This window comes from Kitasatospora sp. NPDC041917, assembly GCF_055589745.1.
The window spans coordinates 169,092-180,980 of the sequence record NZ_JBVJBI010000001.1; the positions used below are offsets into that span (position 1 = coordinate 169,092).

The 11,889-nt window shown below is 69.8% G+C and carries 9 protein-coding genes and 1 pseudogene; 9 read left to right on the top strand and 1 reads right to left on the bottom strand.

Going from position 1 to position 11,889, the window contains the following annotated elements; genetic code table 11:
- The first annotated feature begins 22 nt into the window (after positions 1-22).
- From ACZ6EM_RS00785 to ACZ6EM_RS00800, 4 genes are read left to right on the top strand one after another with little or no spacing between them, the layout of a single operon-like run.
- Positions 23-1,009 carry an ornithine cyclodeaminase family protein gene (locus tag ACZ6EM_RS00785; protein ID WP_401049759.1) on the top strand — a complete coding sequence of 329 codons (987 nt, stop codon included), beginning with the start codon at positions 23-25 and terminating at the stop codon, positions 1,007-1,009.
- Positions 1,000-2,331 (top strand): type III PLP-dependent enzyme domain-containing protein, encoded by a 1,332-nt coding sequence (locus ACZ6EM_RS00790; RefSeq protein WP_465771312.1) that lies wholly within the window; start codon positions 1,000-1,002, stop codon positions 2,329-2,331. The genes ACZ6EM_RS00785 and ACZ6EM_RS00790 overlap by 10 nt, the downstream gene beginning before the upstream one ends.
- Positions 2,332-2,378: 47 nt before the next feature.
- Positions 2,379-3,410, top strand: coding sequence for a cysteine synthase family protein (locus tag ACZ6EM_RS00795; protein ID WP_401049754.1), 1,032 nt, complete (start codon positions 2,379-2,381; stop codon positions 3,408-3,410).
- A 24-nt stretch (positions 3,411-3,434) separates the two neighbouring features.
- Entirely contained in the window at positions 3,435-4,841 is a 1,407-nt protein-coding gene (locus tag ACZ6EM_RS00800; RefSeq protein WP_465771313.1) for an MATE family efflux transporter, read from the top strand.
- Positions 4,842-4,909: 68 nt separating this feature from the next.
- Here the strand turns inward: ACZ6EM_RS00800 and ACZ6EM_RS00805 are convergent.
- Positions 4,910-5,071, bottom strand: a pseudogene (locus ACZ6EM_RS00805) (pirin family protein); the annotation flags it as partial.
- A 214-nt stretch (positions 5,072-5,285) separates the two neighbouring features.
- On the opposite strand from ACZ6EM_RS00805, the gene ACZ6EM_RS00810 reads away from it, so the two are divergent.
- The 5 genes from ACZ6EM_RS00810 (at position 5,286) to ACZ6EM_RS00830 (ending at position 11,823) form a co-directional block, all read left to right on the top strand.
- Positions 5,286-5,717, top strand: coding sequence for a hypothetical protein (locus tag ACZ6EM_RS00810; protein WP_465771314.1), 432 nt, complete (start codon positions 5,286-5,288; stop codon positions 5,715-5,717).
- Positions 5,714-6,652 (top strand): hypothetical protein, encoded by a 939-nt coding sequence (locus ACZ6EM_RS00815; protein WP_465771316.1) that lies wholly within the window; start codon positions 5,714-5,716, stop codon positions 6,650-6,652. Before ACZ6EM_RS00810 ends, ACZ6EM_RS00815 begins: the two co-directional genes overlap by 4 nt.
- Positions 6,653-6,796: 144 nt before the next feature.
- Complete coding sequence (locus ACZ6EM_RS00820; protein WP_465771317.1) at positions 6,797-7,303, top strand: hypothetical protein; 507 nt, start codon at positions 6,797-6,799, stop codon at positions 7,301-7,303.
- 29 nt (positions 7,304-7,332) lie between these two features.
- Complete coding sequence (locus ACZ6EM_RS00825; protein ID WP_465771318.1) at positions 7,333-10,506, top strand: CHAT domain-containing protein; 3,174 nt, start codon at positions 7,333-7,335, stop codon at positions 10,504-10,506.
- 180 nt (positions 10,507-10,686) lie between these two features.
- Complete coding sequence (locus ACZ6EM_RS00830; RefSeq protein WP_465771319.1) at positions 10,687-11,823, top strand: serine/threonine-protein kinase; 1,137 nt, start codon at positions 10,687-10,689, stop codon at positions 11,821-11,823.
- Positions 11,824-11,889: the final 66 nt, after the last annotated feature.

Genomic DNA, 11,889 nt, shown 5'->3' on the forward strand with positions numbered 1-11,889 from the left:
ACCACCTCGAAAGGGCACCCTCATGGACCGGGACGACACCACCCTGCGCGTACTGTCCACCAGCGACCTCGCCGGCCTGGACATCACCCTCGCCGACGTCGTCGACACCGTCGAACAGGCCTACCGCACCCTGGCCGCCGGCCAGTCCGACAACCCGCGCAAACTCACCGTCAAGCCCGCCGACGGCCACTCCGTCTCCTACGCCATGCTCGGCCGCGACGGTGTGCGCAACGTCGTCGCCGTCAAGACCTCCTACAAGCACGGCCTCGACCGGAGCCGCGAGAACCAGCACTACTACACGACGCTGACCATCTACGACGACGTCACCGGCCTGCCCGTCGCCATGATGGACTGCTCCCGCATCGGATCCCTGCGCACCCCGGCCGTCTCCGCCCTGCTGGCCCGCGAGTGCGCCGCCCCCGACGCCTCGACCGCGCTGGTGATCGGCACCGGCACCCAGGGCCGCCTGGCGCTGCCGTTCCTGCTCACCGCCCTGCCCGGGCTGGAGCGTCTCCTCCTGTCCGGGACCCACCCCGACGGCATCGCCGCCGTCCGCGCCGAACTCGCCCGGCACTTCCCCGACCGCGAGCTCGAACTGGTCACCGACCTCAGGGCCGCCGCCCGCGACGCCGACGTCATCGTCGCGACCGCCGGCGGCCACACCCCCGCCGCCGTCGAGGCCGACTGGCTGAAGCCCGGCGCGGTCTCGATCCTGGTCGGCCACGGCCTCGCCCCCTCCACCCTCCACCGGGCGGACCGGGTGATCGCCACCAGCGAGGCCCAGATGCGCGTCACCGGCACCGACATGGCCGACGCCGACGGCAAGCTCCCGGCCGTCGACCTGGAGCTGCCCGTCGTCATCTCCGGCGCCGCCGCCCGCACCGCCCCCGGGCAGCGGATCTTCGCCTACAACAGCGGACTCGTCGTCACCGACATCGCGCTGGGCCACCGCTTCGCCCAACTCGCCGCCGCCCAGGGCCTCGGAACCGAGGTGGCCCTGTGGCGCTGAGCCTGCCCGCCCACCCCGACCCGCTCACCGACCGGATCCACGACAGCGGGCTGCTCCACGAACTCGCCCACGGGCTGGACGGCCCCTTCCACTACCTGCTGCCCGAACGCTTCGACGACAACCTCGCCGCGTTCCGCGCCGCCCTGGCCGACGCCGGGGTCGAGGGCCGCGTCCACTACGCGAAGAAGGCCAACAAGGCCTCCGTGTTCGTGGAGCGCTGCGCCGCGGCCGGCGCCGGAGTCGACGTCGCCTCCCTCGGAGAACTGCGCGACGCCCTCGGCCACGGCGTGCGCGGCGAGGACCTCGTCGTCACCGGCCCCGCCAAGAACGAGCAACTGCTGCGCGTCGCCACCCGGCAGGGCGCGCTGATCGCCGTCGACGCCCTCGACGAACTGGAGCGCCTGCTCGGCCTCGACGCCGACCGTCCCGTCCGCGTCCTGCTGCGCCGGCACCCGCCGGCCCAGCCGCGCAGCCGGTTCGGCCTGGACGACGTGCAACTGCACCAGGCCCTGCGGCGCTGCGCCGAGGCCGGGGACACCGTACGGATGGAGGGCTTCAGCTTCCACCTCTCCGGCTACGCGGTCCAGCCACGCGCCGACCTCGCCGGAGAGCTCGTCGAACTCTGCCTCAAGGCCCGGTCGTCGGGCCTGCCGGCGGACCGGATCAGCATCGGCGGCGGCTTCCCCGTCGACTACGTCGCCGCCGATGCCTGGGACACCTTCCTCACCGAACAGGGCCCCGGGCACTACCACGGCGAGAAGGCCTTCGCCGCGGGCGACTTCTACCCGTACCACTCCCCCGTCGCCGGCGCGGACGCACTGCGCGCGATCCTCGCCGCCCGCCCCGGCGGTACCGGACCGAGCCTCGCCGAGCGGCTGCGGCAGGCCGGCGTGACGCTCCTGCTGGAGCCCGGCCGCGCCCTGCTGGACCGCGCCGGGTCGTCGGTGTTCCCCGTCCAGGGCGTCAAGGACCGCGCCGGGTACGGCATCGTCACCGTCGACGGCACCAGCCTCAGCCTGTCCGAGCAGTGGTTCAACAGCGAGTACCTGCCCGACCCGGTCCTGCTCGGCGACCGCGCCGGGCCCCCGGGGCAGCCGTACCGGGCCTGCGTGGGCGGGGCCAGCTGCCTGGACTCCGACCTGCTCACCTGGCGCAAGATCGCCTTCCCCGCCCGGCCCCGGGTGGGCGACCTGCTCGTCTACCCCAACACCGCGGGCTACCAGATGGACTCCAACGAGTCCCCCTTCCACGAGCTGCCACTGCCGCCGAAGGTCGTCATCGACCACCACGGCGACCGCCCGCGCTGGCGCCTCGACCGCTGACCCCCCGCACGAACCTCACCGCCCCGCCGTCCCCACGGAGCTCCACCATGACCGACGCCCTGAACCGCCCCCCGGTGGTCGGCCGGATGTCCGACCTCATCGGCCGCACCCCGCTGTTCGAACTCGCCCGCGCCGACAACGGCGCCCGGCTGCTGCTGAAACTGGAGATGTTCAACCCCACCGGCAGCGCCAAGATCCGCATGGCCCGCCAGATGGTCCTCGACGCCGAGGAACGCGGCGACCTGCGCGAAGGCGGCCACATCATCGAGTCCACCTCCGGCAACACCGGCCTGGGCCTGGCCGTCGTCGCCGCCGAACGCGGCTACCGCTTCACCGCCGTCGTCGACAACCACGCCGCCGCCGACAAGCTGCGCGCCATGAAGGCGATGGGCACCGAACTCGTCTTCGTCGACGCCGACACCGACGGCGAGGAACTCCACACCGCGGCCCGCGAGGAACTCGCCGAGGAGATGGCCCGCGGCAAGGACAACACCTTCTTCACCGAGCAGCACAACAACCCCAGCAACGCGGTCGGTTACCACGCCGTCGGCCGCGAGATCGCCCAGGCCCTCGACAACCGGGTCGACGTGCTGATCGGCGCGGTCGGCACCGGCGGCGGCCTGTGCGGCACCGCCCGCGAGCTCAAGCGCTCCGTGCCCGGCGTCGCCGTCGTGGGCGTCGAGCCGAAGGGCTCGATCGCCTTCGGGCCGCCCGCCCACGACTACTACCAGTCCGGCACCGGCACCCCCGAGGGCGCCACCATCGGCCTGCTGGTGGACTACGACCTCATCGACGAGGGCGTGAAGGTCGGCGACATCGAGGCCTTCGCGACCGCCCGCGTCGTCGCCCGCCGCACCGGCCTGCTCATCGGCGGCTCCGCCGGAGGCGTCGTCCACGAGGCCCTGAACCGCCTGCCGGCCCTGGCCCCGGATGCCGTTATGGTCGCCTTCGTCAACGACGGTGGCGAGAAGTACATGGACACCGTCTTCAACGACGACTGGATGAACGCCCGCGCACTGCTCGACGAGGCCGTGGAGGCCGACATCGACGAAACGCTCACCAAACTCCGCAGGCCCTGACTTCCGAGAAACGTGACACCCACGATGCAGCAGCTAGCCACCCTCGCCCGCGACAGCCGCGCACTCGCCGCCCTCGCCGTCCCGCTCGCCCTCACCCAGCTCGCCCAGGTCGCCCTCACCACCACCGACACCATCATGATGGGCGTGCTCGGCACCGAGGCCCTGGCCGCCGGCGGCCTCGCCCTGGTCGTCTTCAACCAGCTGCGCACCATGGGCGTCGGCCTCGTCACCTCCGTCGGCAACCAGGTCGCGGCCGCCGCCGCGCGCGCCGAACGGGACGAGGACACGGCCGACGACGGCGACGAGGTCCGGGGCCTGGTCCGGGCGGCGATGGCCGTCGCCACCCTGGCCGGCCTCGCTGGCGCCGTCCTGATGGTGCTCATCGGCCAGGCCGCCACCTGGCTCGGCCAGGACGCGGACGTCGCCCACCGCGCCCAGGGCATGCTCGCCGCCCTCGCCCCCGGCCTGGTCCCCTGCCTCTGGTTCCAGGCGATCCGCCAGTTCACCGTCGGCATGCGCCGCCCCCAGGCCCTGCTGCAGATCACCATCGCCTCCGTCGCCATCAACGCCGGACTCAACTGGCTCTTCATCCACGGCACTTGGGGCCTGCCCAAACTCGGCCTCACCGGCATCGGCGTCGCCACCAGCAGCGTCTACCTGCTCTCCTTCCTCGCCCTCTACGCCTCGGCCCGCCGCGACCCGCAGCTCGCACCCCTGCTGAGCCCGGACTTCTGGCGCGCCGACGCCCCCACCGTGCGCCGCCTGCTCGGCCTCGGCACCCCGATCGCCGCCACCTACGGCTCCGAGGCCGGCTTCTTCTCCGTCACCGCCCTGCTCGCCGGCAGCTTCGGCGCCGCCGCGCTCGCCGCCCACACCGCCGTCAACCAGCTGATCTACATCGTCTTCCAGGTCGCCGTGGGCCTCTCCCACGCGGCCTCCATCAACGTCAGCCGCGAACTCGCCCTCGGCGAGTACGCCGCGGCCCGCCGGATCAAGAACACCGCACTCGCCTGCGGCGCCGCCGTCACCACCCTCGTCGGCATCGCCTACCTCACCGTGCCCGACCTCGTCCTGCGGCCCTACTTCGACCCCGGCACGGCCGCCGACCAGCAGGGCCTGCGGATCGCCACCGGACTCCTGGCCGTCGTCGCCGTGCTGCAGTTCTTCGACTGCGCCCAGAACATCGGCGTCGGCCTGCTGCGCGGCCTCGACGACACCCGGAGCGGCTTCCGCATCACCCTGATCGGCTACTGGCTCGTGGGCCTGCCCGCCTCCTGGCTCCTCGCCTACCCCCTCGGCGGCGAGACCCGCGGCCTCTGGCTCGGCCTGCTCGTCGGCCTCGCCACCACCGCCGTCCTCCTGCTGCGCCGCTACGGCCGCGCCCTCTCGGCCAAGGCGGTCACCTCACCCGAAGCGGCCGTCGCCGGCTGAGTCGGCCGGTGGCACCCGTCCCGCGGGTACGGCCCGATGGGTCCAAAGGACCGACACCCGCCCGCGGGTCAGCGCTCGCGCCCCCGCGCCTTCAACGGAATCACCGGCAGCTCCGGGGCCGGCAGCCGCTCGCCGTCGTAGCCGTGGACCTCGCCGAAGCGGTCGCCGGTCATCCAGTCGGCGCGCGCCCGCGCGATGTCCTCGGTGGAACGCCCGATGAAGTTCCACCACCTACCACGCGATTCATGGCTTCTCCTAGGTCAGGGGCCTGGCGGGCCATCGGCGGTCAGCAGATCGTCAGCGTCTGAGCAACTGCGGACCGCACTCGATCGCAACGAGGACCTGACCCGGCATGGGCATCGCCAGTCCGAAGAGGATGGCCGAGGGAAGTTGGCGTGATCCGGCCCCGGCGATCTGTCCAGGAGGCGAGAATGGCCGCCGACAGTGCATGACGTCGAGGTGTGCAAGGGAGTTCAGGGAATGAGGGGTTCGGCAGCGGCTGCCGTCCTGAGGAGCGCCTGTGCGTTGTCTTACGTGTGTCGCAACCGCGAGGATCTCGCCGCGCTGCTCGACACCGACGATGCGTCCCTGGGCGCGGTTACGGAGGCCGTCGGTGACGGCTCCCCTGATCCCACTGTTCTGACCACGCTCCTGGACACGCTGCATGCGGCGGTCCAGCGAGCCGGTGACCCCTTGGGCGTATACGGAGCTGCCGACCGGGGTCTGGTTCCGGCGGGCGTGGGGGATCTGGAGATTGTGTACCGCTGTCCGCTGCGGCTGTGCGTCGGGCGTTCCAATCACGAGGTGGGTGAGGAGGTAGCAAGCTGCCGACTCGACCCCACCGGACGGACGTTGCTCCGGGAGCGACTCCCGTGATGGGCGGGCTCCTCGGCGAACTCGGGAAGAAGTTGGCCGAGCGGTGGCTAACCTTGCTCGTGCTGCCCGGTGCGTTCTACTTGGCCGTTGCGGTGGCCGGCCACACCCTCGGCCAGGGTGCCGCGTTGGACATCGGGCGACTGGTCCGCGTCGTCTCGGATGCGTCCCGGGCTCCGCAAGTGGCCACCGTGGGTGGCCAGGTCGTCCTACTGGCGGCGGTGCTTTCGGGTGCCGCCGCGGCGGGCCTGGCCGCACAGTTCCTCGGCAACACCGTCGAGCGCATCGCGATGGCCACCGGATGGCGCACCTGGCCCTGGCCGATCGGTGCGCTGGCCGAGCGCTGGGTGGCGTACCGGCAGCGCCGGTGGGAGTCGGCACGGGATGCATACGAGCTGTTGCTCCTCCGTGAACGTGCTCCCGACTCGTCCGACCGGCCAGGGCACCGGCAACGCCACCTGGCAGCGCGGAGGCGCATTAGCATCTCGGTGGAGCGACCCGAGCGGCCAACCTGGAGCGGTGATCGGGTGCACGCGGTCTCGGTCCGGCTGGACCAGGGCGCGCACATCAGCCTGCTCACCGTCTGGCCTCACCTGTGGCTCGTCCTGCCAGGAGAGGTGCGCACCGAGATCAGCACGGCTCGTGCCGCGCTCACCCGCGCGGCCGTCCTGGGCGGATGGGCCGTGCTCTATCTTCCGGTGGCATGGTGGTGGTGGCCTGCGGCGCCGCTGGGTGTCGCCTTGGCAGCGACCTCGGTACACCGGCTCCGCTCGGCCTCGGACACCTACGCCACGCTGCTCGAAGCGGCTGTGCGCCTGCATCTCACGGACCTGGCCGAGAAATTGCAGCTTGACGTACAGCCCGTGGGACCATCGCTGGGAAGAGCGGTCATGCGGCAACTCATCAACCAGCAAGCCGAACCGAGACCAGTGCCGTGAACGACGGAAGGCAGTGGTCGGCAGGTGAGATTGGGGTGGGAAGTCGTGAATGGGCTTACGTCTGGTCGAGGGCGGAAGTCGGAACAGGAGACCGAGGAGTTCGACCGGCGGGTCGCCGCGGTCCAGTCACGGCTGGACCGTGTGGTGGCCGAGCAGGATCCGGGCGTGCTGCTGGAGCCGGAGGTGCTTGCCGAGGCACATCTGCTCTCGGACCTCCTGGGTGAGGACGAGGACAGCCTGACGGCGTACCACCTGCTCGGCTGGCTGCACACCCTCCGGTACCACGTCCTACCGGAAGGCACCGGGGAGACGGATTACGAGGAAGCGATCAAAAAGTTCACACCGTGCTTCGTCTTCGGTGCGGATGAGGAGGACTTGCCGGAGGGGCTGCTTCCCGACATCGCCAGGCGTGCGATCGGCTTCGCATATGCCGTCCATCGGCGGTCGCTCGCCGCACCGAGTGTGGTGGCGCTCTCACGCCTGATCGACCTCCAGCGACGCATCGCGGTCACAATCCCGCGGGGAGAATCCGGCCACGCAGAAACGCTGTCCGACCTCGCCGTCACCCTTGCGTCCCGTTTCTCCTTGGCTTGCGACCCAGCAGATCTGGAAGGCGCAGTCGATGCGTCACAGGTGCGCTGGACAGCGTGAGGCCAGGCCACCCGGTCCGGGCGACGTTGTTGTCCAACCTGGCGACCTTCCTGTTCACACGCTACACGCGGACGGGTGCGGCCTCAGACCTCGACGAGGCCGTCGAAACCAGCCGGTCGGCCGTCCGTACGGCCAGTTCTTCTGCACTCGACCGGGGCGGCGCGATCCACAGCCTGGCCACGACATTGCAGGCGCGATTCACGGAGCGGGGGGATCCGGCGGACCTGGATGCGGCGATCGAGGCGTTCGAGGAAGCCGAAGCTGCCCATACGGATAGCTTCGAGAAGGCCGGAATCCTCCACAACCTCGGGAGTTCGCTGAGGGACCGCTACGAGCGCTCCGGCGCCCTGGCGGATCTGGAAGGAGCGCTCAGCAACTGTCGCGCCGCGGTCGAAACCGCTTCCACGGACCATCCGGGCCGTCCCATGTTCCTCTCGGGATTCGGATACACGCTGCGCAGCCGATTCGAGCGCACCGGGGAACCAGCGTACCTGGACCGCTCCATCAACGCGTTCCGGGAGGCGTTGGAGCTGGTACCCCGAGGGCATCTGGACCATCCAATCCGTCTGACTGGCCTGGGAAACGCCCTGCTCACACGATATGACATCATCGGCGCCGTCTCCGACCTGGAGGAGGCAATCGAGTTGCACCGCGCCGCGGTGCAGGACGCCGTGCCGCAGCAGGCCAACTACAACGCCATCGTCAACAATCTTGCCATCTCGCTGTGGCGAAGGTTCGAACGCTTCGGCGACCCTGCGGACTTGGATAGCGCGATCGGCGCTGGCCGCGCCTCAGCCGAGGCAACGGCGACTGGCCACGCCGACCGTGCCTCGCGGTTGTCCAATGTCGGGCTGATGTTGTGGAGCCGGTTCAAGCACGCCGGATCAAGGCCTGACCTGAATGCCTCGATCGAATTCGCCCAGGCAGCCGTCAACGCGACACCCGTCGGCCACCACACCCTGCCAGGAATGCTGTCCAATCTCAGCGCAGCACTGTTGGAAGGCTACCTGCGGACGGCTGAACCCCCTTACCTGGATGGCGCGGTCCAGGCTGCTCACGATGCCGTCAGGATCACGCACCACGACCGCCCTGATCGGCCCCGCTATCTCGCGAACCTGTGCGTCGCGCTGTCTGTGAAATTCCAACTTTCCGAAAGCCCAGAAGACCTCGCCGGCGCGATTGAGGCCGGGCGCGACGCTGTCGATTCCATCACCCCTGACCACCCGGAGCGGGCCCGCTACCTGTCTGCGCTTGGTGCTGTCCTGGCCTCCAGGGCGGCTGAAACGGACTCTGCCACGGATCTGGACGACGCAGTTGCGGCCTACCACGAGGCCCTGGACGCCTTGCCGACAGGGCATCCGGATCGCCCTGAACTGTGGTTCAACCTCGGAACGGCTCTTCGGCGTCGATACGACCGTACCCGCTCACGAGTCGACCTCGATCATGCACTGAGGGCAAACCTTGAGGCATCCCGGGCAGACGAGGCCCGGCCTTCCACCCGAATTCGGGCGTCCCGGGCGGCAGCCGTACTCGCGAGGAGATTCGACCGCGATCTGGCGGCCGACCTCTTGGCAAAAGCCGTCGGCTGCCTGCCGGAGGTGGCAGACCGGCGTCTGAACCGCAGCGATCGGCAGCACGCCATGGGTGAATGGTCCGGACTGGCCGGAGAGGCAGCGGCATCCGCCCTCGCTTCCAGCAGGGGCACAGCGACCGACCGCGCAGCACGAGCTTTGCAGCTCCTGGAGAGCGGCCGCGGCGTCCTGCTCAGTCAGGCCCTGGACACCCGAAGCGACCTGGCCGAGCTCCGCCGTCGCCACCCGGATCTGGCCCGACGCTTCGCGGAACTGCGAGACCAGCTCGACAGGCCCGCCGAGGGTTTGGAACCCCCCGGAAGCCCGGCGACCATCAGTACGTTAGCTGCCGTCGACACTGCAGAGCGTCGGCGGCACCTCGCCGACGAATTGGGTGCCACGCTCGCCCGCATCCGAGGGCACGAGGAGTTCGCCGCGTTCGCACTTCCTCCTGCTGTCGACGAGCTCATCGCACAGGCAGCGTTCGGCCCTGTGGTGACGTTCAACGTCAGCCCGGAACGCAGCGACGCGATCCTGTTGACCCGCGACGGCATCGAGCCCCTGCTGCTCCCTGGCCTCGCCTTCGACGCTGTCCTCGACCGGATCCGGGATTTCCACCTGGCTCTCCAGTCCGTATCGGATCTCCATGTAGGTGCTCTCACACGCAAGGCGGCTCAGCAGACGATGCGAAGCGTCCTGGAATGGTTGTGGGATGCCGCAGTCGAACCGATCCTGTGCCGGCTCGGTTTCGACCGCGAACCCAGCACAGGAGAGGCATGGCCCCGCGTCTGGTGGGCTCCCGGGGGCATCCTCTCGCTACTGCCACTCCATGCCGCCGGCTACCACTCGGCGAGCGATACGTACGGAGAAAGTCGGAGCCGACCCACGGTCATGGACCGCGTTGTCTCCTCCTACACCCCGACGATTCGCGTTCTCCAGCACACACGCCGACAAGGCACCGCAGCACCGTCGGCGAGTCGCTCCCTGATCGTTGCCATGCCCACGACCCCCGGTTTGGAGGGCCGTCTGGCACACGTGTCGACGGAAGCCGAACGGGTTCGGGCACTACTTCCGAATCCGACGCTGCTCATCGATTCGAACGAGGCGGTCCATTCTGCCGGCCACTTCGGAGCGGGGACGCCTCCGACCAAGGAGCGCGTCCTGGACCACCTTTCCGGGTGCGCAATCGCCCACTTCGCGTGCCACGGCGCCCACGACTCCGTCGACCCGTCGAAGAGCCTTCTCCTCCTGCACGACCACGAACGAGATCCGCTCACGGTGGCGAGCCTTGCCGGTGTGAGGCTGGACTCGGCCCAACTCGTCTACCTCTCGGCCTGCCGAACGGCTTTCATGGAGTCGGCGGAGTTGATCGACGAGGCAATTCATCTGGCTTCTGCGTTTCAGCTCGCCGGGTTCCCCCAAGTCATCGGCACTCTGTGGGAGATCAACGACGAACTGGCGTCGACCCTCGCAGCCGGCTTCTATGCCAAACTCGGATCCGTAGCGGCCGACGCCGGGACCCTCGACACCAGCGAAGCCGCCCGTGCACTGCACCACACGATACGCGGGGTGCGTGACCAGTTCCCGGAGTCCCCGTCCCTCTGGGCGGCTCACATGCATGTCGGGATCTGACCTGCGGTGTGCCCCGACAGGACCGGCTGACGGTCGGACGAGGCGCCAGGGGCACCTCGATCATGGGAGATGGCACCCGATTCTCGGTCTCTGCCCTCCGAGGGTTCCGGTGCCACTACGCTGACCAGGAACGATCGGGGCGGTTCGCACACCGCGCTTACATGGAAGGCTGAGTGGAACATGCCGGGGTCACCCGAGCGGATCGGCCGGTTCACTGTGTCGCGGAGGCTTGGGTCCGGTGGCATGGGCGAGGTCTTCCTGGCCTACTCCCCGGCCGGCGACCCGGTCGCGATCAAGGTGATCCGCACCGACCGGCTCGACCCGGTGACCCGGGCCCGTTTCGAGAAGGAAGCACGAGCCGCCCGGAAAGTGGTCGGCACCGGCCGGGTCGCGCGGTTCCTGGACGCGGACCCGTACGCGGACCAGCCCTGGATGGCGATGGAGTACGTATCCGGGCACACACTGCTGAATACAGTGGACGACGGGGGGCCGTTCCCCGCCGTGCTGACCGCGAGCCTGGGCGCATTGCTCGCCGAGGGGCTCGGGGTCGTACATTCCGTGGGCCTGCTCCACCGGGACCTGAAGCCGCAGAACGTCATGCTCAGCGACTACGGCCCTGTGATCATCGACTTCGGACTCGCGACGTTCGTGGGTACCGGAGAGGAGTCCCTCTCCCACAGCGGCATGATCGTCGGAACGGTACGGTGCATGCCACCCGAGCAAGCAGCCGGCCACCCGCACGTGACCAGGGCAGCCGACGTCTACGCACTGGGTACCGTTCTGCTCTACGCCGCAGCCGGCCACTACCCATACGACGGGACCCGCTGGGAGGCGATCGTCGCCCAGGTCTCCAACCCTGCCCAGGCGCCCGACCTGAGCGGCGTGCCCGAGCCTCTGATGCCATTGCTCGCATCGATGCTCGCGCACTCACCGGAAGCGCGGCCGACTCTTGAGCAGGTCGGCGAGGCCTGCACGGACCTGATGGCTGCGCTCGGTGTCCCCTCGGTCTCCGCCCGGCAGGCGCTGATCGCGCGGACGGCCATCAGCTCCCCGGCAACATCCGCGGTGAACCGGCTCACAACCGATGTCGAGGACCGACTCATGGAGTTGCTCGCCGACAAGCTGCCGCCCCCGGCCTTGGACGCGCCTCCCGCCACGACCAACGACAGTCCCGAACCGGCCCCGGCCGACGAGAAGGCCGAGGCGCCCAGGACGCCGACTGCGGCTGCGGCATCCCCACCCCGGTCCCGAATCCCGGCCTCGCAACGCATCGCCGAGGAGCTTCGAGCGGCCTACGCGCTGCATTCGGAGCTCTGAGCAACGACCGACTGGGTTGTGGGTGGCAGGTGCGAGCCTGGTTGGATGCTCCCGGGACGGTCCGGG

What these genes read in the sequence shown, in the direction of transcription:
- ACZ6EM_RS00785 (WP_401049759.1), top strand. Translation starts at nt 23, where the DNA reads ATGGACCGGGACGACACCACCCTGCGCGTACTGTCCACCAGCGACCTC.
- ACZ6EM_RS00800 (WP_465771313.1), top strand. Translation starts at nt 3,435, where the DNA reads ATGCAGCAGCTAGCCACCCTCGCCCGCGACAGCCGCGCACTCGCCGCC.
- ACZ6EM_RS00830 (WP_465771319.1), top strand. Translation starts at nt 10,687, where the DNA reads ATGCCGGGGTCACCCGAGCGGATCGGCCGGTTCACTGTGTCGCGGAGG.
- ACZ6EM_RS00795 (WP_401049754.1), top strand. Translation starts at nt 2,379, where the DNA reads ATGACCGACGCCCTGAACCGCCCCCCGGTGGTCGGCCGGATGTCCGAC.